We start from the raw sequence: 25269 nt of genomic DNA, 5'->3' as shown, positions 1-25269 counted from the left end.
GAAGAACACAATTGTGAAAAAAATACAGCTAGAGATACTCGGGCTCTCCTCCAGCCAATCGCAGACGGGATCGTTTGCACTGGTGCTGGGAGAGCGTGATGGAAACCGCAGGCTGCCGATCATCATCGGCATGTTCGAAGCGCAGTCCATCGCCATACAGATAGAAAAAATCAACCCAAACCGTCCGCTCACGCACGATCTGTTTAAGACCTTTGCAGAGCAGATGAGCGTGAACATCACTGAGATCCTGATCTCTGACCTGAAGGAGGGCGTGTTCTATTCTAAGATCATGTGCACCGACGGGGAGAAGGAGTTCGAGCTGGATGCACGCCCGTCCGACGCTATTGCGATCGGTCTGCGGTTCGGGGTACCTATCTACACCGTGGAAAGTGTGCTGTCAGAAGCTGGCATTATTTTGAGCGATCTGGAAGAGGAGGAGGACGAAAACGAAGAAATGACCGTAAAGAGCAGTTCTTCATCGACTCCGAGCGCCAAGGAGCCGCTCAACCAGACGTCAGTAGATGACCTGAACAAAATGCTCAACGAGGCTCTTGAAAAAGAGGACTACGAGCGTGCCGCAAAGATCCGTGACGAGTTGAACAAGCGAAACTAGCATAACATACGCTATACTTTAAAAGTCCTGTGTCTATATGGCGCAGGACTTTTTGTTTTAAAAGATATTCGGCTTACTTTTGGCCAAATTTTGTCCCACAGCATGTTCGATATTTTCAGAGGGCTTCTTGGCCTCATAGCCATTATTGCCATCGCCTTTGCGTTCTCTAAAAGCCGTAAAAACATAGACTGGAGACTCGTCGGCTACGGCGTGTGCCTCCAGGTTCTGTTTGGCGTACTCGTAACGCAGGTACCCGTCGTGGCAAAAGGCTTTGCCTACGTCAGCGAAGGCTTTGTTACGTTTCTGGATTTCTCGCAGGCGGGCGCTCAGTTTCTTTTTGGCAACCTGGCCGATCCGTCTAAAAACAGCGGATTGGGCTTTATTTTCGCCTTCTCTGTTCTCCCCACCATCATTTTCTTTTCCACTGTATCGGCTGGTTTGTACTACCTCGGTGTGCTCCAGAAAATTGTGTATGGCATTGCCTGGGTGATGTCGAAGGTGATGCGCCTGTCAGGGCCTGAGAGCCTTTCTGCCGCTGGCAACATCTTCCTGGGGCAAACGGAAGCTCCTTTGCTCGTGCGTCCTTTCATCTCCCGCATGACACGCTCCGAGCTGATGTGTTTGATGACGGGAGGTATGGCAACCTTGGCCGGCGGTGTACTGGCAGCTTACGTGTCTTTCCTCGGTGGTACTGATCCGGCGCAGAAAGCGATTTTCGCGGCGCACTTGCTTACGGCTTCCATCATGAACGCCCCGGCAGGTATAGTGCTCGCCAAAATTCTGGTGCCCGAGACAGAGCATGAAGAGATTACTAATAAACTCGAAGTGAACGAAGAGCAGCTGGGTGTGAACCTGATTGACGCACTCTCAAGAGGAGCGGGGGACGGACTTCGGTTAGCCGCGAACGTAGGTGGTATGTTGCTTGCTTTCATTGCCGTGATTGCTTTGGTAAACTACGTTCTGACCGACATGATTGGCGTTTGGACCGGACTGAATGAAATGGTAGTTGCCAGTACGAACGGGCAATTCAACGGTTTCTCCCTGCAGTACATCCTGGGCCAGATCTTCCGGGTGTTTGCCTTCATCATGGGTGTGCCTTGGGCGGATACCCTGCAGGTAGGCAGTTTGCTTGGGCAGAAAACTGCCATCAACGAATTCGTGGCCTACCTCGACCTGGCCAACATGAAGGAAGCTGGTACCCTTGGCCCGAAAGCCCTGGTGATGGCTACCTACGCACTGGCAGGTTTTTCTAACTTCAGCTCCATTGCCATTCAGATCGGTGGTATCGGCAGCATGGCGCCTAACCAGCAGGGGCAACTCTCTAAGCTGGGCTTCATTGCCTTGCTGGGTGCCTCACTGGCCTGTATGATGACCGCTACTGTGGCAGGTATGCTGTTCGGCCTGAACTTCTAAAAAGATATTTTTACCACATAAAAAAGGCTCCCGCTATACCTTAGCGGGAGCCTTTTTTATAGGTATGCAGGTATAGCTATACCTTATCTTTACCAGTTTGTGTAGTTGCAGCAGGACCCTCCGGCTTTTCAGGCTGAGGCTTGTCCTGTGTCTGTACTGTCTCTTCGGAAGGAGCCTTTTCTTTGCCCTGTGAAGCTAGCTGACCATTATGCCTGCGTTCCTCCTCTTCTTCGCGCTCTTCTTCTTCCACCTTCTTGGCATCACGCATCAGACGGTTGGCGAAGATAAAGTCGTTGAGCTCCTTGATGTCGGTGTCCATGATCTCGTCACGAGTACCCTCCCAAAGCTTTTTGCCTTCGTAAAGGAAAAAGATCTTGTCACCGATTTCAATCACGGAGTTCATATCGTGCGTTACGATGATAGTGGTGATGTTATACTCCTCCGTAATCTCCTTGATCAGTTCGTCGATCTTTAGGGCGGTCTGGGGGTCGAGGCCGGAGTTGGGCTCGTCACAGAACAGGTAGGTACAGTGCGGGGCGATAGCCCGGGCTATACCTACACGCTTCTTCATACCACCACTTATCTCTGAAGGCATTTTTTTATTGGCACCCTCCAAGCCTACACGCTTCAGGCAGAAGTCAACGCGCTCTTTGCGCTCCTCCTTGCTCATGTCCGTTAGCATTTTAAGCGGAAACTCGACATTCTGCTCCACCGTCATGGAGTCAAACAAGGCAGAACTCTGAAAGAGCATGCCGATCTTTCGGCGGATCTCCTGGCGGATGTCTAGTTTGTTATTGGTGAAGTAGGTCCCGTCGAAAGTTACGCTGCCAAGGTCAGGCTTGATAAGGCCTACAATGCACTTGAGGAGCACACTCTTGCCCGTGCCACTGGCGCCTAGCAGGAGGTTGGTTTTGCCCGTCTCAAAGACGCCGCTCACCCCATCCAGCACTTTCTTGTCGCCAAAAGCTTTGTGTATGTTATGTATTTCAATCATGGTGATTCTTGTATTCGGGAGCTAAAGGCAAAGACGCGAAGAACTCCTGTAAATTTTAAATGGCCAACAACCCTACAGTAAGATGTATGCCAGCACAAAGTCTCCAATCAGGATAGCGATTACACTATTGGTTACAGCGGCTGTACTAGCAGCTCCAACTTCCAGCGCTCCGCCTGAGGTATAGTAACCGCGAAATGAGGAGATAGACGAAATCAGAAAAGCAAACACCACTGACTTGATCAGTGCAAACGTAATGTTGTAAGGGATAAACTGGTCGCGTATACCTGTAATGTACTCCTGCGGTGTTAGTTCGCCTGAAAGGGTTCCGGCTAAGTAGCCACCCAGTATGGAAAGAAACATGGCCAGAATAACCAGCATCGGGAAGACCAGGATGGCTGCGATCACCTTGGGCAGCACCAGATAAGAGGCCGAGTTAATACCCATAACCTCGAGTGCGTCTACCTGCTCGGTGATCTGCATGGTACCCAAACCACCGGCTATGCTCGAGCCAACCTTACCTGCCAGAACAATAGAGGTGATGGTGGGTGCCAGCTCCAGAATGGTCATTTCGCGCACCATAAAACCAATGGTGGAACGGGGTATAAAAGCATTGTTGAGGTTGTAAGACACCTGCACACAGGTAACCGCGCCAATGAAGGTAGATACGATGGCAACGATGAGTATAGAGTTGATGCCAATCAAAATAGCCTCGTCGACGGTTCGACCGAACAGAATCTTGGCGGATTCTTTACGGGTGAAAAGGCTTTGCATGAACAGCAGGTATTTCCCAAAGGATTGTAGCATACAGGCGATACGTGTTAAACAAGGTATTAAACGTGTTTCTAAGCAAAAATACTGTTTAAATGCCTATATTACGGTTAAATTTTGAAAACGTATTATCTTATATCTATATAGAGCACATGCAGCAGTATATTTTGGTGACAGGTGGCACAAAAGGCATTGGCAGGGCCGTAATCGAGCAATTTGCAAAAGAGGGCTTTCATATCATTACTTGTTCCCGCAACGAGAAAGACCTCAAGAAGCTGAAACTGGAAATTGAAGAGCGCTATACCTTTTCCAAAGTGTTCTACCAGGAGGCCGACCTGAGCGATATGGGCTCGCTCAAAAACTTCATCTCCTATGTGAAAGACCTCGATGTCAGGATAGAGGTAATTGTTAACAACAGTGGTCTGTTTATACCTGGTAAATTGCACGAGGAGGACGATGCGGCGCTTCCGATGATGATCAACACGAACCTTTACAGCGCCTACTACATCACCAAGGCTTTTGTGTTGGATATGAAAAAGCGCAGGAGCGGGCATGTTTTCAATATGTGCTCCACGGCCAGCATTACACCCTACACCAATGGCGGCTCTTACTGTATTTCAAAATATGCTCTACTCGGGATGTCAAAAGTATTGCGGGAAGAGATGAAAGAGCACGGCGTTCGTGTAACGGCCATTCTGCCCGGCGCAACCTTAACTGCCAGCTGGGAAGGGGTGGACCTGCCGCCAGAGCGGTTTATGCGTGCCGAAGATGTGGCTATGGCCATCTACGGTGCTTATGCCATGTCACCCAACAGCGTAGTGGAGGAGATCCTGATCAGGCCGCAGCTAGGCGATATTTAAAGTTAGAAAGTGAAGCGGGTATGCAGGGTTGATTTGAATCAGAAACAAACTTATGCCTATATGAAAAGAGTATACCTGTTACTACTCGCCCTCGGAAGCGCCACGCTGTCCTTCGGGCAGAAAATGGAATACAGCGCTCATCTGAGCTCTGGTGTGTCGAGATTTGCAGGCGAATCGTCTACCAAAACGACTACGATGGTCCTTAACGATAACTGGGGCAGCGCTCCAATGGTGATCAATCCGTATGGCAGCGGGTATAACGTGACATATGGTGGCAGTTTGCAGGCGCAATTTGTTGCAGCTGGCGGCTTTTTACTTGGTACTCAGGCAGGGTACGAGCAACTACGAACAAGGGCTAAGATAGAGAGAGCCCATGGCGTTTGGTCGCACAGTTCTTCTATGACACATCCGGCTGACGGAAAAGCTGTCATCATAGCCGATTATATCAATCTGCAGCCTTACATTGGCTGGCGGATCAAGCAAAGCCCCATAGCCCTGGATCTGACCCTGGGTTCGGACATTGGTTTCAGTCAGCAAATGAAAGAGCGATCGGAGGCGACACTGGAAGATGGAACTGAATTTAAGACAAGAAAAGACCGCAGCGAGTCGATCACTGATTTCAGACCTAGACTGGGCATAACAGGTTACCAGGGTCACTTCGGCCTGTCCTTGAGTTACGCCCATGGTATCAAGAACTACAAGGCTAACATGGAAGGCGCCAATATGAAACTGTATACCCAGATAATCCGGGTAGGCCTGCTTTACAGATTATAAACTCCCCTAAACATAAAACTATGAAACTGGAAAATAAGATAGCCGTGGTAACCGGCGTGAGCAGAGGTATAGGACTGGCAGCCGTGCATGCGCTGCTGGAGCAAGGTGCGAAAGTGGCAGGCTGGGGCAGAACAAACCCGGAGGTGCAGCACGAGCGCTTTGAGTTTGTAGAATGCGACGTACGCCGCGCCGACTCGGTGCAAATGGCCTATAAGCATACCGTAGAGCATTTTGGAGGCCAGATCAGTGTGCTGGTAAACAACGCCGGCCTGGGTCGATCGTCTACGCTGGAAGACCAGGACCTGGATGAATGGCACCTGATGTTCGACACCAACGTGCACGGTCTCTTTTACTGCACCCGTCTGGTAGTACCGGGGATGAAGGAAATGGGTGAGGGGCACATCATCAACATCTCCTCCATAGCGGGCACCACAGGTATAGAACAGATGTCAGCTTACTGTGCCACCAAGCATGCCGTGCGTGGCATCTCGCATTCGCTCTACAAAGAGGTGCGCGATTATGGCGTGAAGGTTACCTGCATCTACCCCGGTTCGGTGCAAACCAACTTCTTCGACAACATCGACAGCGTGACCGTGAACGATAACATGATGCGTCCCGAGGACATTGCCTCTACCATTGTGCATTGCCTGGAATCACACGCCAACTACCACCATGTAGACATCGAGGTGCGTCCGCTGATGCCGAAAGGCCGAAAACAGGTATAGCCATAATGTGGAACAGCTTTTGTAGCTTTGCAGACTTTATTTAATGAATAATTAACAATGACGAATGACTGATAATTATACATTATTCGTTCGTCATTGTTCATTCGCAGCAGATGTCAGTTGAAGTAAAAAATCTCACCAAGCTTTTCGGGTCGCAGCGGGCTGTCGATGATATTTCATTTTCGGTCTCGCAAGGGCAGATACTTGGCTTTCTGGGCCCGAACGGTGCAGGCAAGTCCACTACCATGAAGATTGCTACCTGCTACCTGCCCCCAAGTGCGGGTACTGTGTTGGTAGCCGGCTACGACGTGTTGCAGGACCCCATCGCGGTGCGCCGCAACGTGGGTTATCTGCCGGAGCACAACCCGCTATACCTGGACATGTATGTGCATGAGTACCTGGCTTTCGTGGCTTCGGTATACGGCCTGAAAGGACGACGTGCAAAGGAGCGGGTGCAGGAGATGGTTGAGCTATGCGGTCTCATACTAGAGCAGGGCAAAAAGATCGGAGCACTCTCCAAAGGCTACCGACAAAGAGTTGGCCTGGCGCAGGCGCTGGTGCATGACCCTCAGGTGCTTATCCTGGACGAACCCACCACCGGCCTCGACCCGAACCAGATCGTGGAGATACGGGCACTTATCAAGCGCATCGGGCAGGACAAAACCGTAATCTTCTCGACCCACATCATGCAGGAAGTAACCGCTATTTGCGACCGTGTCGTGATCATCAACCGGGGCAAACTAGTGGCTGACAGTGATGTGGCTAGTCTGCAGGCTGGCTCCCGTAATGAAAAGACAACCTTGGTGGAGTTTGAGCAGCCTATACCTGTGGAGGCCTTAGAGCAAGTACCAGGTGTATTGACGGCTACGCTAACAGAGGGCGCCACCTACCGGGTAGTTTCACGCAAGGATACTGATATCCGCGCTACCCTTTTCCGGGTGGCAGCCGAGCGCAACTGGCCGCTGGTAGGCCTGCGCCACGAAGAGAACTCACTTGAAAAGATTTTCCAGCAACTGACGAAGTAGGTATACCTCATGCTCGCTATACTTAAAAAAGAATTTAACGGCTTCCTGAACACCCTGATCGCCTATATCGTGATCACGGTATTCCTGGTGGCCATTGGCATGTTCATGTGGGTGTTCCCCGAGAGCAATGTGCTCGATTACGGCTTTGCCGATATGCAGACGCTCTTTAACATGGCACCCTGGCTGTTCCTGTTCCTCATCCCGGCCATCACCATGCGCACCTTTGCCGAGGAAAAGCGGGAAGGCACTATCGAGCTGCTGCTGACCAAACCGATCTCGGATCTGCAGCTGATCCTGGGCAAATACTTTGCTGCGCTGCTGTTGGCGCTCTTTGCCCTTATACCTACCCTGATTTACTACTATACCGTGTACGAACTCGGCAATCCGCAGGGCAACGTTGACTCCGCCGCTGTGGTAGGCTCTTACCTGGGACTGGTGTTCCTGGCGGGCGTTTTTGTCGCTATCGGGGTGTTTGCTTCTTCTGTCTCGGACAACCAGATCATATCGTTCGTGATCGCTATTTTCCTGTGCTACATCATTTACGCCGGCTTCGAACTGATCGCCTCTATACCTGTGTGGGGCGGGTACGGCTACTTTATCAGCCAGCTAGGTATAGAATACCACTACACGGCCATCAGCAAAGGGCTGATCGACTCGCGTGACGTGCTGTACTTCCTGAGTGTGATCGCGATCATGATTTTTTCCACCAAACTTGTATTGAGCAGCAGAAAATGGTAACAGAGCAGGCAACGACACATAAGAGCAAGCGCAGCCGCGACCTGGTCCGTTTTCTGATCGCGATAGCAGCCATTGTGCTGCTTAACATACTGGCCGCCAATTTCTTCTTCCGCCTCGACCTGACCGAGGACAAGCGCTATACCATTTCGCCTGTTACGAAGCAGATGCTGGCGGAGCTGCCGGAACCGGTGTTTGTAGAGGTATACCTGGAGGGCGAGTTTCCGGCAGGCTTCAAGCGGCTACAGCAGTCGGTACGGGAGACCCTGGACGAGTTCCGCATCTACGCAGGCGGCAATGTGCGCTACGAGTTCATCGATCCGAATGACATCACAGACGAGAAGCAGCGGGTAGAGTTTTTTCAGAAACTGGCGCAGGCAGGTATACAGCCGACTAACCTTCGTGCCAACGAAGGCGGCAAGCAGGTGGAGCGCCTGGTGTTTCCGGGTGCGCGTATCATGTACAAAGGCAAGGAAACAGGTGTGATGCTCCTAAAAGGCAACCTGGCAGCCTCTCCTGACGAGCGCCTGAACCAGTCGGTAGAAGGCGTGGAGTACGAACTGGCTACGGCAATCCGCAAAATGGCTTTTCAGGGCAGTAAGACCATCGGCTACATCAGCGGACAAGGCCAATTGGAGACGCAGTACGTGACCGATTTGCTGGGCTCTTTGCAGGAGTTTTACCGGGTGGCCCGTGGCGAACTGCGCGACATACCTACACTGCAGGGCCTGGATCTGATCATTATTGCCAAGCCAACTGAGGCTTTTACTGAAGCCGATAAGTACAAGATCGATCAGTTCATCATGAATGGTGGCAAAGCCGTGTTCTTCGTGGATGCGCTTAACGCGAATATGGACAGCGTTGGGGCAGGAGGGATGTTTGCGATGCCTTACAACCTCAACCTCGATGATATGTTCTTCCGCTACGGCGTGCGCCTGAACCCGACGATGATCATGGACCTGAATTCAGGCTTTATACCGATCGTGACCGGCTATACCGGTGAGCGGCCGCAGACCGAGATGATCAACTGGCGCTTTTATCCGTTGCTTAATACCTTCGCCAAACATCCGATTACCCGCAACATCGACGCGGTGTATTCCAAGTTTATCGGTACAATGGACACGGTACGGGCTGACGGCATACGCAAAACACCTCTAGTCTATACTTCGGGTTACTCCCGTATCATGCAGGCGCCGGTACCGCTTACGCTTGAAGAAGCCCGTATGGAAGTGAAGCCGGAGCAGTACCAGGCGGGGCAGCAGCCGGTGGGCTATCTGCTGGAAGGCGCCTTTACTTCGCTCTTCCGTAACAGGAGAGCACCGGAGGGAGCGGCTGACCCACAGGTGAAAGAGACAGGAGTACCGACCAAAATAGCAGTTTTCTCGGATGGAGACCTCGTGCGCAACGATGTGAACCCACGTACCGGACAAGCCTACGAGCTGGGTTTCGACAGGTATAACAATGTGACGTTTGCAAACCGTGAGCTGGCCATGAACACCATCCATTACCTGCTGGACTCAGAAGGCCTGATCAACGTGCGCAGCAAGGAAATACAACTGCGGCCGCTGGACAGGGTGCGGGTGAAGGAGGAGCGTACCTTCTGGCAACTGCTCAACATCGTGGCTCCAATCGTACTGCTGGCCCTGTTTGGGGTGCTGCGCTACTACCTGCGCAAGCGTCGCTACGAGCGCTTCTGATTTTTTTGCCCTGTATGTAAAGAAATTGTGAAAAAGCGGGGCTGTTGCAGGTAGCATAAATGCGAAAAATTTTTAACTTTGTCCAAATAACATTATAGCTATACATAATGAAATTTATCGTCTCTTCCTCTGCTCTTTTGAAGCAGTTAGCCAGCATAAACGGTGTGGTAACCAACAACCCGGTGGTTCCTATCCTTGAGAACTTCCTGTTCGAGATCAACGACAGCACCCTCACCATCACAGCCAGTGACCTGGAGACTTCCATGATCACCGAACTGCAGGTAGAGGCGAAGGAGAGTGGCCGTATTGCTGCCCCTGCCAAGATCCTGATCGAGACGCTGAAGAACCTGCCAGACCAACCGGTGACCTTCACGATCGACGAAGAGACCTATACCATCGAGATCAGCTCAGCAAACGGACGCTACAAGCTTTCCGGTGAAAACGCAACCGACTTCCCGCGCGTACCTGTGGTGAAAGGTGGCAGCGCCATCGAGATCCCGTCAAACGTGCTGGCTCGTGCCATTAACAAGACCATCTTTGCAGTGAGCAACGACGAGCTTCGTCCAGCCATGACGGGTATCTACGTGCAACTGCGCCCCGACAATGTAACATTCGTAGCCACAGACGGTCACCGTTTACTGCGTTTCCGTCGTACAGATATCTCCACCAGCCAGGAGGCTTCTCTGATCATCCCACGCAAGGCCTTCACACTGCTGAAGTCTACGCTGCCTTCTGAGGCTACTGCCGTGCGTATGGAATTCAACCAGTCTAACGCGTTCTTCAGCTTCGACAACATCCGCATGATCTGCCGTCTCATCGACGAGCGCTATCCGGATTACGAGAACGTTATACCTGTACAGAATCCGAACAAGCTGGTGATCGACCGTGCTGCTTTGCTGAGCTCTGTGCGGCGTATCTCCATCTACTCAAACAAAACAACACACCAGATTCGTCTGAAGCTGTCCGGTTCTGAGCTGCAGGTTTCTGCCGAAGACCTGGATTTCTCAAACGAAGCAAACGAGCGCCTGACTTGCCAGTATGACGGTGAGGACATGGAAATTGGTTTCAACGCGAAGTTTTTGATCGAAATGCTCAACAACATCGATGCCGACGAGATCTCTTTTGAGTTGTCTACACCGAACCGTGCCGGTCTGTTGATGCCGCTTGCGAATGAAGATAATGAAAATGTTCTGATGTTGGTGATGCCTGTAATGCTGAACAATTACGTATAAGAAGATAATTTCTCCTAATGCAGAAAGGCGGACCGGTATGGTTCGCCTTTCTTGTTTTTAGGGTATATCCTATTTAAGAGTATAGCCTACTTTTGCAGCATGATGTATACCGGGAAGTGATCGCTATACCCGCCAATGTAGAGGGTGCCCGACCAGGTCTGACGAGGCGTATCCTTATACCTGCCGAATGTGAATTTGGCAAACTCCGGATCGTGGATGAAGGCAGAGCCGTGAGCATAGTGTAAACCACCCCTGGCATTGAGAAGCGATTTGGACAACAGGATCTGATCACGCATTTTGTTGTCGTTGCGGGTATGGAAGCTACCGCGGCCCTGCACAAACCACAAGTAAAAGGTATTGAACAACTCTTCGTTGTAAGACGGATCAGGTCGCCCTGTCGCCATCAGCACCTTCTCCATGTTCGTGGACTTTGGTTCATCCGTAAAATCGCCCAGCACGATTATTTTAGCATCTCTGTCAGCTTTCTGCTGCGCATCCAGCTGCCGTCTGAGTTCCGCTGCAGCGTCTCTTCTGCGGGCTGTGCCGAGCGTCGTGCTGCCACGGTCTTCCGGCCAGTGGTTGACATAAACTGTCACAGGCTCACCTGCCAGCGTCCCTTTTACCTGTAGTATGCCCCGTGAGCTAAAGCCCTTTTCGGAAAACTGAATAGGAAGGTTTGTGTGAGCCGTTGGTTTGAAAACTCTGGGATTGTAGAGCAGGGCCACATCGAGCCCCTCCGGGTCGGGGGAATCGTAATGAATGATATTGTAGCGGCGTTTGCGAAGAGGAGAGGAGCCGACCAGATCCTCCAGCACCTGACGGTTCTCCACCTCACTGACGCCTAGCAGGTCAGCACCGTTTTTGCCCCCAATGGATTCAATGACTTTTGCAATGTTGCGAATTTTGGTCTTATACCTGTCCTCATCCCACTGCATGATGCCCTCAGGCGTAAAGCCGTCATCATCAGTTTCGGGGTCATTTTTAGTGTCGTACAGCTTCTCTGTGTTATAAAAAGCAACAGTATAGAGTTTCGTTTTTTTAGTAGAGGAGGTTAAGCTGGCACATCCCGAAAGGATGGTCAGGCTAAAAAGAAAGAAGAAGGTTTTTATTCCGTAGCGCATCGCGTAACTTTGTACTTGGTTTGAGTATTCAAGCATAGTACGAGATATATATAGCACAAAGTTTAACAGAAACGAAAATGAAAAAGTCAGAGATATACTTTAGCATCGCGCTGGACGAGCAGCGTGTACCGGAAGCCATCAGCTGGAGAGCTACCGACGCAGGTGAGAAGATCCATTTTGCAAAGGCCATCAACATTTCCCTGTGGGACCGTGATGAAGCTGGCACTATGAAAATCGACCTGTGGACCAAAGACATGCCAATCGACGAAATGAAGTACTTCTACATCGATACGATTGGCGCCATGGCTCAGAGCATCGCTACGGCCACCAGCGACAAGGTAATGGCTGACAAAATGCGTGCACTGTGCGAGGATCTGATGAGCCACGTAGAGGAAGAACGCAAAAAGGAGAACAATTAATAAAGAATTGTCCAGCTCGGTCTATAAACAATGAAAGCCACCCTTAGAGGTGGCTTTTATGCTTTTATTTATAAATGTCGAATTAGTTTACGTTTGAGGCAGTCGTGTTTTCAGTGGCCTTTTCGTTCGTAGCCAGGTTCTGAGAACCTTGTTCGTTCAGGCTTGCCATAAACTCACGGTCTACTTTAGAATATACTTTACGGTCACCGAAGTAGTCGTTATACTGCACGGTGCTCAGGATATCTTCAAACTCCAGGTCACGCACGGCCAGTACTTCTTTGCACTTCTCTGCGATCAGTTGCTCGTTACCTTCGTGCTTCTGCTCGATCTCAGTAATCTGGGCAGCTACGTCCAGGTTGATTTCTCTAATCTTATTGGCCTGGTAGTTATTCAAACGAAGCTCACGAATCATCTGGTCAGACAGGTGGTTGGCACGTTTCTCAGCAATCACTGTTACATTATTACCTGTAGCAAATGCGCCGAATACAGTTCCGAATACCATCAATGTTATTACCAGTAGCTTTTTCATAATTTTAGTGTTTTTGGTGTTTTCAATGCTTTTCATTCTCTCCTGAAGCATTGTAGTTTTAAAACGCAGGCTTCCGGGAAATGATTCCGGCATTTAAAAATTTTTCCTGCTTGCCCTTCAGTGTCGAATACGTGTAATATAGTGCAGAAATAATGCCAAAAAAGGCCAAATAAGCTAATATTTGACCTTTTTTTCATATTCTTTTAGGCAACAATTACCATTCGTTGCGCCACATCATCGATTCGACAGGCTTGGTAGTGCGGTTGTTATACTTGGCATTATCCTTACTATTGTAATAGTTCTCAATGCCGCCCTTTACCTCAAAATAGATCAGCTGACCAATCGGCATGCCAGGGTATACACGCACCTGCTGCGTCACTGAAATCTCCAGTGTCCATGTATTGCAGAAGCCTACATCGCCTTTACCGGCCGTCGCATGAATATCGATGCCGAGACGTCCTACGCTTGACTTGCCTTCCAGAAAAGGTACGTGTGCATGTGTTTCAGTGTATTCCAGTGTCACGCCCAGGTATAGCGTATTAGGCTGCAGGACAAAGCCCTCCTCCGGGATCTCAAACACATCAATCTCGTTGTGGCGACGGGCGTCGAGTACTTCGTCGCGGTAGGTGGCCAGGTAGCGGCCCAGGTGTACATCGTAAGAGTTGGTACCAAGGCTGGAGCGCCTGAACGGCTCAATTAAAATAGTGCCTTTCTCAACCTCTTCTAAAATCTGCTTATCTGTAAGAATCATGGGAGTGCAATGTTAAGACCGTAAAAGTAAGCAAAATGCTTGATTGTTGAATTATTGAATTGCTGTATTGTTGATTGTTAATTGGTCCGACTGCATGGTTAGGTAGGAAGACGAATATGTTGGCAACCGATGCTTCTTCTGTGGGCTATACCTGACTTAATTAAAACGGCAGCCCATTACTGAGCCGCCGTTTTTCTATTTCTCTACTAAATATTTGGTACAGCTTATTGCTGTGCTGCTTCCTGAAGCGCTTCAAGATTTGCCTGCAGGTACTCCTGCACCAGCTCGTCAGTGATGGCCGTAGACACGAACAACGATTCGTACTGAGAAGGAGCCAGGTATACGCCGCGCTGCAGCATGCTGTTGAAATAGCGACCGAACATAGCGGTGTCCGATGTTTTAGCGCTTTCAAAATCTGTAACTGGCTGCTCTGTGAAGAAGATGCTGAACATAGAGCCGACATGATTGATAGTGAAATTCATCCCCAGTTCCTGCATGTTCTGCTTCATTCCGTTTACCATTTTGGTAGTTGTCTGCTCCAGGTTTGTGTATACCTCCGGATGGCCTTGCAGGTACTGCAGCATGGCCATACCTGCCGACATGGCGATCGGGTTACCGGAGAGCGTACCCGCCTGGTAAACCGGGCCGGCTGGCGCTACAAAGTTCATGATCTCTTTCTTGCCCCCGTAAGCGCCTACTGGCATACCGCCGCCGATGATCTTACCCAGCGTAGTCATATCTGGCGTAACGCCAAACAACTGCTGCGCTCCTCCTGGTGTCAGACGGAAACCAGTCATCACTTCATCAAATATCAACACGATGCCCTCTTTGGTGCAAAGGTCACGCAGGCCTTGCAGGAAACCTGCCTCAGGTAGCACTAAGCCCATGTTACCGGCCACTGGCTCCAGTATGATAGCTGCTACCTGATCTTTGTTAGCCTCCACCAGTGTCTTCACAGCCTCCAGGTCATTGAAGGGTGCCGTGAGCGTATCAGCCGCCACTCCCTGCGTTACACCCGGGCTATCCGGCACGCCAAGGGTAATGGCACCACTACCGGCAGCGATCAGGAAAGAGTCGCCGTGGCCATGGTAGCAGCCCTCGAATTTGATCATTTTGTTGCGCCCGGTATAGCCTCTGGCTACACGCACTGCCGACATGGTAGCTTCGGTGCCGGAGTTCACCATGCGCACTTTTTCGATTGATGGCACCATGTCCACGATCAGCTCTGCTATCTCAATCTCTTTGCGGGTAGGAGCTCCAAAAGAAAGCGAGTTAGGTATAGCCTGCTGCACAGCTTCCTGCACGACCTCAGCAGCATGACCCAGAATCATAGGTCCCCAGGAGTTGATGAGCTCCATGTAGCGGTTGCCGTCCTCGTCGAACATATAAGGACCTTTGGCCGATACCATAAAACGTGGATTGCCGCCCACGGCTCTGAAGGCACGTACAGGAGAGTTTACCCCGCCTGGTATGGAGTGCTGTGCACGCTGGAAAAGTTCTTCGCTGATTGGTGCTATTTTCATAATTCTGATTTCTTTGATTTTAAAAGCAATGATCTGATAAGGTGCTATACCTTGAATGTATAATGCCTGGAGCTTAAAAAACCGGGTTTACGACAGTTAGTTGCAGGTTCTCCAGTTTGGTAATCGGGATGTACTGGTTGTCGCGGCGCACTTCATTAAGAGCGGCACGATCGGTATAGCCTATACCTTTGTAAAAAACACCCGGTCTGAGTCCCTCGGAGCCAAGCGCCAGGTTGAAGCGCGGGCCGTAATTTTGGAGCAGTGTTCCGAAATAATACATCATCTCAAAGCCGGCATAAGCATACTGTGATGGCGGCATGTTATATCTGGCAGCATACCTTTTGCGAAAGTGACGCGCTGCCGAGCTCATCTGGTCTATGTATTTCGGGTTTACAAAATAGATCTCCAGATCGTCTAACTGGCGCAGGGTCAGCTGACCTATACCCAGCCACTTTTCAAATGTCACAAGTGGCAGCGTGGCCGCTCTGGACTGCAAGGTGCTAACCGTGTTTGCCGCAGCCGTCATCTGATCTGAGAAAACAGCCAAATGGCCAACGTTCTCCAGTTTCAGGTCTTTAAAAACAGCGGCGGTGGCAGAGCTCTGTGCAGAATTTATTTTTTTGTAAGCTGCCACTTTACCCCCTAATTTCAGGAACTGCTCACGGTAATACTGGCTAAACGCGATGTCATCTTTGTTGTCTTCATACAAGATGACAGCCGTTTTAGGCTCAAAAGTATTATAAGCGTAGGTAGCAGCCTGTCGTGCCTGTGTCGCTACCGAAGACTCAAACAGAAAAATATTGGGATTATCGGCAGCTACTTCCAGGTCTTGTGTAAGCGGATTGACCACAGTCACATTATTCTGTGTAGCAAAACGAGCCGCAATCTTGGCTGCTGACCTGTAAACAGGGCCAATAACCAGATCCATGCTTTTAAGCTCCGGAGTCTCCAGGAGGCGCTTTACAGCAGTTGTATCGGTGCCTGCATCGTAAGCATACAGGTTAATGTTGATTCCCTGGCGCTTAAGGGAGTCCTGCGCCATCCTCATGCCCGCAAAGAGGTCGGTGGCAAACTGATTCTTACGTGCTGCCTGTCCCAGGTCCTGATCCAGCTGGAAGGGCATCAGGGCTGCTACGTTGTAGGCCTGTTTGCGCATGGCATTGGCACTCAGGTAGCGGTTGCGGTCCAGGCGGTGCTTCGAGACAATGCTTTCCAGCGTAGTTCTGTCCTCAGGACGATACCAACCTGCCAATAACTTGTCAGCATAGGTCTGTGCCACAGCTTTATCATCCGGATAGCGCTGCAGGATCTGCTCGAACGTTTCACGGTCCGTAATGCGCATCAGGTAGTGACGCTTCAGGTTCTCGGCGTCGGCTTGTAGTTTAGCGGAACGCAGGCTGCCTAGTTCAGCCAAGGCCTGCTCATACTCGCCCTGCTCAAACAGTACATTAGCCAATAGATAGCTTGCTTCAGGTTGATTAGGCCAGTTAGGGTGCTGGCCCTGTAGCTGCTGTAGCATACGTCGTGCTTCCGGCAGTTTATTTGCCTTGAGCGCCGCTACGGCATAGAGATAAGAAGCTTCGGGAGCATATTGATTTTTAGTACCAGCCTGTGTGATAGGTAAAAGCTCGGCCATGGCCTTGTCGTAACGTTCCTGCTCTAACAGTACCTTACCATTGCTATAGGTTGTGCTATAATCCTGCTGGGCCTGTGCCGGCAGCGCAAGCGCAGCCAGTAGCAGTACACCCGCTGCATGCTTCAATAAGCTTCTCTTCATGTTTATTTAATTTTGAATGGGCGAGATTTTAAATGGGTGAATGAGTGATTTAGTGAATTGCTAAAAACAGTATTTGAATGACTCATTTACTGTTAAAAAACAATTCGATTCATTATTATTCACGCAATCACTCATTCAAAATTCACTCACTAATATTACTCCCACTCGATGGTAGCCGGTGGCTTTGAGCTGATGTCGTATACGACGCGGTTTACGCCTTTTACTTTGTTGATGATCTCGTTTGATACATCGGCCAGGAACTCATACGGCAAACGGCTCCAGTCCGCTGTCATACCGTCGATAGAGGTCACAGCACGGAGGGCCACTACATTTTCGTAAGTCCGTTCATCGCCCATCACGCCCACTGACTGCAGCGGTGTCAGGATAGCGCCAGCCTGCCATACCTCGTCATACAAGCCCGATTTCTTCAGGTTGCTAATGAAGATGTGATCTACCTGCTGCAGCACGTGTACCTTCTCCGGGGTGATATCACCCAATATACGGATTGCCAGGCCAGGACCAGGGAACGGATGGCGCCCCAGGATGGTATCATCAATCTTTAGGGTCTTGCCTACCAAACGCACCTCGTCTTTGAAAAGTGTTTTAAGTGGCTCCACCACCTTCAGTTTCATGAAGTCAGGCAGACCGCCCACGTTGTGGTGCGATTTGATAGTAGCCGAAGGGCCTTTCACACTCAGCGACTCAATTACGTCCGGGTATATAGTGCCTTGTGCCAGCCACTTCACGTCTTCAATCTGATGCGCCTCGTCGTCAAACACCTCGATAAACACGCGGCCAATCGCCTTGCGCTTACCTTCCGGGTCAGAGATGCCGGCCAGTGCCGAATAGAAGCGGTCTTTGGCGTCCACACCTTTTACGTTCAGGCCCATGTGCTTATAAGAGTCAAGCACAGTTTCGAACTCGTCTTTGCGCAGCAGTCCGTTATCTACGAAGATACAGTACAGGTTTTTGCCGATCGCCTGGTGGATCAGCATGGCAGCCACGCTGGAGTCTACACCGCCAGACAGGCCAAGCACTACCTTGTCATTGCCCAGCTGTTCTTTCAGGTCAGCTACTGTGGCATCCACAAACTGCTCAGATGTCCAGTCCTGCTGGCAATCGCAGATGTGCACCACAAAGTTGCGGAGCAGGGTTTTGCCTTCGTCGGAGTGCGTTACTTCCGGGTGGAACTGAATGCCGTAGGTTTCCTGGTCGCGCAGCTTGTAAGCGGCTACACGCACAGTTTCCGTGCTGGCTATTACTTCAAAATTGTCTGGAATCTCTTTAATAGTATCACCATGTGACATCCATACCACCGAACCCGGGGTGAGTTCTTTCATCAGGCGGTTGGCGGTGTGCAGCTCCGTTAGTCTGGCACGTCCGTATTCACGAATGGTGGATGGGGTTACTTCGCCCTGGTGCTCGTAAGCGATCAGTTGTGCGCCGTAGCACACGCCCAGCAAGGGGAGCTTGCCCATAAACTGGCTTAGGTCAATGGTAGGGTGTTCGTGGTCGCGCACCGAGCAGGGGCTGCCCGATAGAATAACGCCTTTGACATCTTCCGTTAGTTCCGGAACATTATTGTAAGGATAGATCTCACAATACACATTTAGCTCGCGCACCCGTCTTGCAATTAACTGGGTGTACTGGGAGCCGAAGTCGAGAATCAGTATTTTTTCTGGCATGCGCAAAGGTAAGGCAGTTTTACAGTTTTTGCTAATACTTGCCACTGGAAATTGCAGGTCCTTCGGCTGGGCAGGTATAAAATCAGGTATGCCAATCCATCTCAACCGACTTTCCATAGGTTTTTTTTGAAATCACTTTACTGTCCGCAAACCTGCAACTAGCACAAGGGTAGGGCGTATAATTTTCAGGCTATGGAGAACAAGGATGAACTAAATATATGGAACTGGGAGCGCATCCTGATAGGGGAGACCCCTCCTGAGTTCATGCTGGAAACGCTGCTGCGAACTATCGTGGTATACCTCTTTCTGATTTTTATACTTCGCCTCCTGGGCAAGCGCATGAACGCACAGTTAACCTTAACGGAGATGGCCGTGATGATAACACTGGGTGCTATTGTGGCGCCTGCCATGCAGATTCCGGACAGAGGTGTCTTACCCACGATCATCATTTTATGCTGCACCTTGCTTTTCCAGCGCGGGCTGGGGCAGCTCTCTTTTAAAAGCAGGAAGGTGGAAGTTATGACGCAGGGGGATGTGAGCCTGATGGTACGGGACGGCGTGCTGCAGGTAGAGGAGATGGCCAAGTCGCGGGTGTCAAGGCAACAGCTTTTTGGGGCGCTGCGCACGCACAGGATAAAACATTTGGGGCAGGTAAAGCGGGTTTACCTGGAGTCCGGAGGCTTTTTTAGTGTTTTCAGGGCCGATGATCCGAAACCTGGCCTGGCCATAGTGCCAGATAAAGACCATGGGATGATCGATGAAACCAAAAGCGATACTATTGAGCAGGTATGCACCAACTGCGGGTATACCGTTCCTTCCCATAAAGATGTTGCCCAAGACAGTACATGCGAAAACTGCAGCCACCAGGAGTGGGGGCAGCCTGTTAGCTTAGAAACCGTAACATGAATCCAGAGGACATTGAAATAACAGACTGGTTGCGGATAATCCTGGGGGATGTGCCCTGGAGCTTTCTGATAGAGGTCATCATCAGGATAACCTTCATCTTTCTGGTGCTGATGGTTGCCATGCGGGCTATGGGAAAAAGAATGGCCGCGCAGCTGACGCGCAACGAAATGGCGGCACTGGTTACTTTGGCTGCAGCGATAGGGGTACCCATGGCTGACCCGACACGTGGATTGGTGCCTATCCTGATTATAGCAGGTGTAGTGATTGGTGTGCAGCGGATAGTATCTGGCAGGGCGCTCGAAAGCACGAAATTTTAAAGTGCGGTACTCGATGATATTGATATTGTGGTAAAAGACGGCACGCTATGTCTTGATAGAATGCAGCATACAAACCTGACAAGGGAGCGGCTGTTTTCGGAGCTGCGGAGTGAGCAAATAGGCAATCTTGGAAATGCCGAAAGAGTGTACCTGGAGGCGAACGGATCTTTTACCGTGTACAAGTACGATGAACCCCGGCCGGGACTTTCGATCATACCACGCTGGGATGATTTTTTTGATGAACAGAGTTTCGTGAAAGATGCTTTTGCCTGCTGTAGCTGCGGTACGGTGGTGAAAGGAAAGGAGGAAAAGCCGGCATTGTCATGCGCACGCTGTGGAAGTCAAGACTGGGATCAGGCTGTTTGTGCTTAAGCAACTGCTTCAGTATCAGGTATGGGGTTAATATCTGAGATTATTATGAGTAATAAATTTGCACTTCAGTATAATCTTCGTACTTTTGTAACGGCAAATCGGCACGGCCAGCTCCCGTCGAACTCCCCCAGGGCCGGAAGGCAGCAAGGGTAGATGGTTGAAGCGGCGCGATGTTGGTTTGCCACTTTTTTTTGCCCATACTTTTCTGACCGGCCCGCTGCCGGTCTTTTTGTTTTAGGCCCAGCTGCTTCTGCTGCTCCTTCCTATACCCTGCCATACAGCAGGTTAACCTGCCTTTGTGGGCTTATACCTCAATTGTCCTGCATCTTTTATACAATGTCTTTTGACTTAGGGCATATTGCGTTAGATTTGTAGGAAAATCTACATCCTCAGCATTATGAAATTCTTTGTTGATACTGCAAACCTGCAGGAAATTCAGGAAGCGCACGACCTCGGTGTGCTCGACGGTGTTACCACCAACCCATCGCTGATGGCCAAAGAAGGCATCTTCGGACACGACAACGTGATGGCGCACTACAAGCAGATTTGCGAAATCGTGGATGGTGACATCAGCGCCGAAGTGATCGCAACGGACTTCGACGGTATGGTACGCGAAGGCGAACTGCTGGCCGAGCTGCACCCGAACATCGTGGTGAAAGTGCCGATGACACGTGAAGGCGTGAAAGCGATCCGTCACTTCAGCGAGCGTGGCATTAAAACCAACTGTACACTGGTATTCTCTGCGGGGCAGGCTATCCTGGCTGCCAAGGCAGGTGCTACGTATGTGTCTCCTTTCGTAGGCCGTCTGGACGACGTATCAACGGATGGTTTGCAGCTGATCGAGCAGATCGTGCACATTTATGGCAACTATGGCTACCAGACACAAGTACTGGCCGCTTCTGTACGCCACGTGATGCACCTGGTGCAGTGTGCTGAGCTTGGTGCTGATGTGGTAACATGTCCGCTTTCAGTGATCACAGGTCTCCTGAACCACCCACTGACTGACATCGGCCTGCAGAAGTTCCTGGCTGACCACGCCAAGGGCAACAAGTAATATTGAATGACTATTGAATAATGATTGATGGTTAATGAATGATGGAGTAGAAGGTATAGACCTGAAACATTATCGTTCATTAACCATTATCTATTTATTTCGTGCAGAATTTCTTCATTAGTCACCATTCATTAGTCATTCTAAAACGATGTACATCATCAAAGTAAAGGGCAAGGCCAAAATTCCGGATTACATTCAGCTGCGCGACGATAATTTCGTGCTGATTGCTTATTTTAGGGCGGACCGTCCCCTCAAGAACTTGGACCGCTATGGTCTGGAAGGAAAAGAGGAGGCTTTGGCTGCGCTGATAGAGTCCCTCGAGTTTGGTAAACTGCAGCAACTAGACATTTAATTTTCTTATGAGCTTTTCTTCATCTACCCCCGTGGTATCGCTACGCGACGTGGCTATTTATCAGGATGTGAACACCGTGCTGAGCAGTGTCAATTTTGACATTGAAAAGGGGGAGTTTGTATACCTGGTAGGGCGCACCGGTAGCGGAAAAAGCTCACTGCTCAAAACCCTGTATGGTGATCTGCCGCTTCAAACCGGTGTAGGTACCATCGCCGATTTTAAACTCACGAAGCTCCCGCGTAAGCAAGTGCCTTTTCTGCGCCGCAAGATTGGCATTGTGTTTCAGGACTTTCAACTGCTTTTCGACCGCACAGTGGCCGAGAACCTGGCCTTTGTCCTAAAAGCCACAGGCTGGAAAGACAAATCGAAGCGAAAGCAGCGCATTACAGAGGTTTTGATGCGTGTAGGACTGGATGCCGCCGCTAACAAACTGCCGCACCAACTGTCAGGAGGCGAGCAGCAGCGTATCGTGGTAGCCCGTGCCCTTCTCAACGAGCCGGTTATTCTGCTGGCCGACGAACCAACCGGTAACCTCGACCCAATCGTGGCAGACGGCATCATGCAACTCTTCAACGAAATCAACAACAGTGGTACGGCTATCCTGATGGCAACGCACAACTACGAGATCATTAACCGCTACCCACACCGTGTACTCAAGTGCGAAAACGGTAAAGTACTTGATTCTAAAGTAGAATCATTCGGCCTGACGACGGGTTACTAGATCAAATTTTCCTGGTATCATAGTAGAGGAGCTTTTACAGAAGGCTCCCTTGACAGGTATACCCTTTCCTATAGCTTATCATAGCTTTCAGTTAATGAGCTCTATGGCTTAGTAAGTCTGCGCAACTGTGCGAGCATCCACTGGTTCATGTCCGGGTATATCCGCAGGCCGAGCATCAGCCCCATGTAAATAGCGGTGATTAAAAGAGACCTTCCAAAGATGTCCAAGTATTTATTGTCTAGGAAAGGCACCAGGTATGAGGCTCCCAGCGCTACGGCTGCGATAGCTGTTACACCCAATGAATTCCAGGCAAAAGGCTGCATCTTGTAGAGCCACTGTACAAAGAACAGGCGTAGCAGGTTGATGGTCACATAGGAAATCATCGAAGCCAGGGCCGCTCCGTTTATGCCGTACAGTGGAATGAACACATAGTTCGTCCAGATAGTCAGGCCGGCCAGCACCACGTTGAAGAGCAGGTCCCAGCGGTACTTCTCTGAGGTAGCCAGGATGATGCCGTTTATACCTGTGGCCAGGTCGATAATGCGGGCCATGGACAGGAACAATACTACATACTTACCAGCCCGGTAGGTTTCCGGCATAAAGGAAAAGAGGTTGTCAATGTTAGCCCAGATACCTATGAACAAAAGCAAACCCACAATCAGGTTGATCAATGTGATCTGTTTGTAAAGCCGTTCCATACCTGCCATGTCCTTGTCTTTCCAGTATTCTGCCACCTGCGGAAAAGCGATCTTGAATATAGACCGTGCCGGCACCATGATGGCGCTGGTAATAAAGAAAGCTGTGGTGTAAATACCGTTGTCGCCCAGGCTGTAGGAACTGATCATGATCTGATCGACAGTCGTGATGATGGTCACCGAAATGTTGCCCAGGAAGGTGAAAAAGCCGAAATACAGCATTTCACGCAAGGGCACGATACTGAGGGCTGCCAGGCGCGGCTTCAGAAACAGTTGCTTTAACCAGAGCGCATACACCACCAGCGAAAGCGTGATCACCGCATTGATGACAATGTAAAGCAGCACGAACTGCCTGAACTCGATCCAGTCAAAGGCATAGAGTCCAATCAGTGCCGTCGTGAGGATGCGCAGCAGAAAGTCCTGGGCGAATGACGAAATGATGGTCTTGAACAGGGAGCGCAGGTAGGCTGTGAGCAAATTGAAAAGTAGCGTGAAAAAGGCCAGCGGGATCACAAAGTAATAGTAATCGAGCAGGAGAGGGGAGTTCTCGATGTAGTAGTCTATCACGACCGGCTTGAACAGCAGGAAGAGCCCTGTAATGGCGCCAAAGCCCAGCACAGGTATAGCCAGCATCAGAAACAGGAAGCCGTGGTGCTCTTTGCTCTTATCCCTGAAATAGGGGAAGTAGCGCACGCTCATGTTCACGAAACCGAGGGCGGAGAACTGCGCAAACATCACCGAGATCTGGATCAGCAGACGCGTTAGACCCACCTCTTCCTCCTCCAAAAAGTTCGGGAAAAGCAGGATGGTGTTCACATAGCCGATGGCGATGCCGGCATATGAGATCACGGTGTTCCAAATACCCTCTCGCTGGAGATGTTTACTCATGTTTCTTTTTCAGGCCACAAAGGTAGCCGATTCTTATAATTGATTGGTGGTAGCCAACATTGCTTTTATAAAGTCAGCTGCCAGTTCGCCGCTCCTGCCGTCGTACTCCGTTCCCACCGTCGCGTGGTAATAGCTGGCTCGCTGGTAAACCTGCGGTTTGTGTGCTATCCCTTGTGCGAGCATTGGCTTGAGCGCATCGTAGGAAGTGGCTTCTTCCACCAGACTATGCTTCACGAAGCCATAATAATCATGTAGCTCCTCTGTCGGGTTGAAGTTATAGTAAACGGACCATACATTGAGCAGCACCGCTTCCAGGTGGATGCCGGAGTTGCCGCTCACTAGCATGTCTATACCTTGCAGGTACTCAAAAACCGACTGTTGTCGGGCGTCAGTTAGGCTGATGTTCGGGCTGATGCCGGTGGCAAAGGAATAGCTGCGTTTGTCGCGGGGGTGGGGGCGAAGCAGAATCCTGAGCTGCGGGAAATCGCGGCTAATCTGGCGTATCAGCTGCTCCACTTCCTCCACCCGGTCCATCAGGTTGCAGGCTATACCTAGTGTTTGCACCTGCTGACTCTTGTTGCGGAGTGAGACAAATTTGTCGGCTTTCGGCATACCGATAAACTCCACTTGCCCCTGCACCGGACCACACTGCCGGTATTTGTCCAGCGAGTCCTGTCCCTCGAGCAGGTTCAGGTCAAACGACAGCGGTGGAAACAAGTTGCTCACGCTCGAGTGTTGCACATAAACGGTAGGTATACCTAATTCCTTCGCCGCCAGCAGTAGGGCACGGGCGTCGGCGTTGTGATCATTGGCAAAGGCGACCGCCTGTGGATGGTATTTTTGTAGCTTCTCCAGGTATACCTCGTAAAAGCCGATGGCATCGTAGAGCAGATCCACGAAGCGGAGTGTGCTGTGCTTGCGATGCTGCAGGAACTGAAAAAACAGGTATGGAAACTTATAGTAGTACAGCAGCTTTTTACGCAGTGATAGCCGCGCCACTTGCTGGTTATACCTGCCAATGGCTTTGCTCTGGCCCGCTACCATCACGGCATCAGGTATAGCCTCCTCCAGAAAATGCAGACTGTCGTAGTTATTCTGGCTGACCACATAGAGCCATACCTTGCCCTTCAATCGCTCCGGCTGCTCCACAGACCGGAACAGATTGCCAAACAGCCGCACCAGAGTGTAGCCAGCCATGCGCAATAGGCGCATGAACGGGTTAGCCGGGGAAGCCGCATTCTTGGCGCTTTCCGGAAGTTGATAGAAACCTTCAGAAAAGTGCAGGTATAGGATGTTGCTGTACAGGGTATACCAGTCTTTCAT

Annotated in this window: 25 protein-coding genes, 1 other RNA gene and 1 pseudogene; 17 read left to right on the top strand and 10 right to left on the bottom strand. The window is 50.5% G+C overall.

Going from position 1 to position 25269, the window contains the following annotated elements; all coding sequences use genetic code 11:
* Positions 1-13: 13 nt before the first annotated feature.
* Positions 14-613, top strand: coding sequence for a bifunctional nuclease family protein (locus AC5FXQ_RS06845; RefSeq protein ID WP_196119719.1), 600 nt, complete (start codon positions 14-16; stop codon positions 611-613).
* Between the two features lie 102 nt (positions 614-715).
* Complete coding sequence (locus tag AC5FXQ_RS06840; RefSeq protein WP_493601741.1) at positions 716-2026, top strand: NupC/NupG family nucleoside CNT transporter; 1311 nt, start codon at positions 716-718, stop codon at positions 2024-2026.
* Positions 2027-2276: 250 nt separating this feature from the next.
* Here the strand turns inward: AC5FXQ_RS06840 and AC5FXQ_RS06835 are convergent.
* Together AC5FXQ_RS06835 and AC5FXQ_RS06830 are read right to left on the bottom strand one after the other, a co-directional pair.
* Positions 2277-3020 (bottom strand): annotated as a pseudogene (locus tag AC5FXQ_RS06835) (ABC transporter ATP-binding protein); the annotation flags it as partial.
* A gap of 72 nt (positions 3021-3092) precedes the next feature.
* On the bottom strand, positions 3093-3824 hold the full coding sequence (locus AC5FXQ_RS06830; RefSeq protein ID WP_493601740.1) for an MlaE family ABC transporter permease: 732 nt from the start codon (positions 3822-3824) through the stop codon (positions 3093-3095).
* Positions 3825-3940: 116 nt separating this feature from the next.
* On the opposite strand from AC5FXQ_RS06830, the gene AC5FXQ_RS06825 reads away from it, so the two are divergent.
* The 7 genes from AC5FXQ_RS06825 to dnaN all read left to right on the top strand — a co-directional run bounded on the left by AC5FXQ_RS06825 (position 3941) and on the right by dnaN (position 10836).
* A complete protein-coding gene (locus AC5FXQ_RS06825) occupies positions 3941-4648 on the top strand; it encodes an SDR family oxidoreductase (RefSeq protein WP_493601739.1) in 708 nt (235 codons plus the stop codon).
* A gap of 60 nt (positions 4649-4708) precedes the next feature.
* Entirely contained in the window at positions 4709-5422 is a 714-nt protein-coding gene (locus tag AC5FXQ_RS06820; protein WP_493601738.1) for a hypothetical protein, read from the top strand.
* A gap of 20 nt (positions 5423-5442) precedes the next feature.
* Positions 5443-6147, top strand: coding sequence for an SDR family oxidoreductase (locus AC5FXQ_RS06815; protein ID WP_493601737.1), 705 nt, complete (start codon positions 5443-5445; stop codon positions 6145-6147).
* Between the two features lie 113 nt (positions 6148-6260).
* On the top strand, positions 6261-7172 hold the full coding sequence (gene gldA, locus AC5FXQ_RS06810) for a gliding motility-associated ABC transporter ATP-binding subunit GldA (protein ID WP_493601736.1): 912 nt from the start codon (positions 6261-6263) through the stop codon (positions 7170-7172).
* Between the two features lie 9 nt (positions 7173-7181).
* Positions 7182-7910, top strand: a complete 729-nt coding sequence (gldF, locus tag AC5FXQ_RS06805) for a gliding motility-associated ABC transporter permease subunit GldF (protein WP_493601735.1) — start codon at positions 7182-7184, stop codon at positions 7908-7910.
* Complete coding sequence (gene gldG, locus AC5FXQ_RS06800) at positions 7904-9604, top strand: gliding motility-associated ABC transporter substrate-binding protein GldG (protein ID WP_493601734.1); 1701 nt, start codon at positions 7904-7906, stop codon at positions 9602-9604. The genes gldF and gldG overlap by 7 nt, the downstream gene beginning before the upstream one ends.
* 107 nt (positions 9605-9711) lie before the next feature.
* Entirely contained in the window at positions 9712-10836 is a 1125-nt protein-coding gene (dnaN, locus tag AC5FXQ_RS06795; protein WP_493601733.1) for a DNA polymerase III subunit beta, read from the top strand.
* Positions 10837-10922: 86 nt separating this feature from the next.
* Here the strand turns inward: dnaN and AC5FXQ_RS06790 are convergent, their stop codons facing one another.
* On the bottom strand, positions 10923-11957 hold the full coding sequence (locus AC5FXQ_RS06790; protein WP_493601732.1) for an endonuclease/exonuclease/phosphatase family protein: 1035 nt from the start codon (positions 11955-11957) through the stop codon (positions 10923-10925).
* Between the two features lie 77 nt (positions 11958-12034).
* Here AC5FXQ_RS06790 and gldC point away from each other — a divergent pair, with 77 nt between their 5' ends.
* The gene (gene gldC, locus AC5FXQ_RS06785) at positions 12035-12376 is read left to right on the top strand and encodes a gliding motility protein GldC (RefSeq protein ID WP_116544583.1); all 342 of its coding nucleotides are present in this window, start codon (positions 12035-12037) and stop codon (positions 12374-12376) included.
* Between the two features lie 82 nt (positions 12377-12458).
* Here the strand turns inward: gldC and AC5FXQ_RS06780 are convergent, their stop codons facing one another.
* From AC5FXQ_RS06780 to guaA, 5 genes are all read right to left on the bottom strand, one after another.
* Positions 12459-12905 carry a DUF4890 domain-containing protein gene (locus tag AC5FXQ_RS06780; protein ID WP_493601731.1) on the bottom strand — a complete coding sequence of 149 codons (447 nt, stop codon included), beginning with the start codon at positions 12903-12905 and terminating at the stop codon, positions 12459-12461.
* Between the two features lie 214 nt (positions 12906-13119).
* Positions 13120-13656 (bottom strand): dCTP deaminase, encoded by a 537-nt coding sequence (dcd, locus tag AC5FXQ_RS06775; RefSeq protein WP_493601730.1) that lies wholly within the window; start codon positions 13654-13656, stop codon positions 13120-13122.
* Positions 13657-13880: 224 nt separating this feature from the next.
* The gene (gene hemL, locus AC5FXQ_RS06770; RefSeq protein ID WP_493601729.1) at positions 13881-15179 is read right to left on the bottom strand and encodes a glutamate-1-semialdehyde 2,1-aminomutase; all 1299 of its coding nucleotides are present in this window, start codon (positions 15177-15179) and stop codon (positions 13881-13883) included.
* A gap of 73 nt (positions 15180-15252) precedes the next feature.
* The gene (locus AC5FXQ_RS06765) at positions 15253-16956 is read right to left on the bottom strand and encodes an ABC transporter substrate-binding protein (protein ID WP_493601728.1); all 1704 of its coding nucleotides are present in this window, start codon (positions 16954-16956) and stop codon (positions 15253-15255) included.
* Between the two features lie 155 nt (positions 16957-17111).
* The gene (gene guaA, locus AC5FXQ_RS06760) at positions 17112-18641 is read right to left on the bottom strand and encodes a glutamine-hydrolyzing GMP synthase (protein WP_493601799.1); all 1530 of its coding nucleotides are present in this window, start codon (positions 18639-18641) and stop codon (positions 17112-17114) included.
* 192 nt (positions 18642-18833) lie between these two features.
* On the opposite strand from guaA, the gene AC5FXQ_RS06755 reads away from it, so the two are divergent.
* The 7 genes from AC5FXQ_RS06755 to AC5FXQ_RS06725 all read left to right on the top strand — a co-directional run bounded on the left by AC5FXQ_RS06755 (position 18834) and on the right by AC5FXQ_RS06725 (position 22363).
* Positions 18834-19547, top strand: a complete 714-nt coding sequence (locus AC5FXQ_RS06755) for a DUF421 domain-containing protein (protein WP_493601727.1) — start codon at positions 18834-18836, stop codon at positions 19545-19547.
* Positions 19544-19864, top strand: coding sequence for a DUF421 domain-containing protein (locus AC5FXQ_RS06750; protein WP_493601726.1), 321 nt, complete (start codon positions 19544-19546; stop codon positions 19862-19864). The genes AC5FXQ_RS06755 and AC5FXQ_RS06750 overlap by 4 nt, the downstream gene beginning before the upstream one ends.
* Before the next feature lie 27 nt (positions 19865-19891).
* Positions 19892-20236 carry a YetF domain-containing protein gene (locus AC5FXQ_RS06745; protein WP_493601725.1) on the top strand — a complete coding sequence of 115 codons (345 nt, stop codon included), beginning with the start codon at positions 19892-19894 and terminating at the stop codon, positions 20234-20236.
* 90 nt (positions 20237-20326) lie between these two features.
* Positions 20327-20424, top strand: an RNA gene (gene ffs, locus AC5FXQ_RS06740) — signal recognition particle sRNA small type.
* Between the two features lie 209 nt (positions 20425-20633).
* A complete protein-coding gene (gene fsa, locus AC5FXQ_RS06735; RefSeq protein ID WP_007654513.1) occupies positions 20634-21290 on the top strand; it encodes a fructose-6-phosphate aldolase in 657 nt (218 codons plus the stop codon).
* Positions 21291-21438: 148 nt separating this feature from the next.
* A complete protein-coding gene (locus AC5FXQ_RS06730; protein WP_007654512.1) occupies positions 21439-21642 on the top strand; it encodes a hypothetical protein in 204 nt (67 codons plus the stop codon).
* A 7-nt stretch (positions 21643-21649) separates the two neighbouring features.
* A complete protein-coding gene (locus AC5FXQ_RS06725; RefSeq protein WP_493601724.1) occupies positions 21650-22363 on the top strand; it encodes a cell division ATP-binding protein FtsE in 714 nt (237 codons plus the stop codon).
* Positions 22364-22464: 101 nt separating this feature from the next.
* On the opposite strand, the gene AC5FXQ_RS06720 is transcribed toward AC5FXQ_RS06725, so the two are convergent.
* Both AC5FXQ_RS06720 and AC5FXQ_RS06715 read right to left on the bottom strand, forming a co-directional pair.
* Positions 22465-23946 (bottom strand): lipopolysaccharide biosynthesis protein, encoded by a 1482-nt coding sequence (locus AC5FXQ_RS06720; protein WP_493601723.1) that lies wholly within the window; start codon positions 23944-23946, stop codon positions 22465-22467.
* Positions 23947-23979: 33 nt separating this feature from the next.
* The gene (locus AC5FXQ_RS06715; protein ID WP_493601722.1) at positions 23980-25269 is read right to left on the bottom strand and encodes a hypothetical protein; all 1290 of its coding nucleotides are present in this window, start codon (positions 25267-25269) and stop codon (positions 23980-23982) included.

It is taken from the genome of Pontibacter sp. LHS1, from assembly GCF_058932855.1.
Note: the sequence above shows the minus strand (reverse complement) of the source record. Positions and strands in the feature narration are given on the sequence as shown.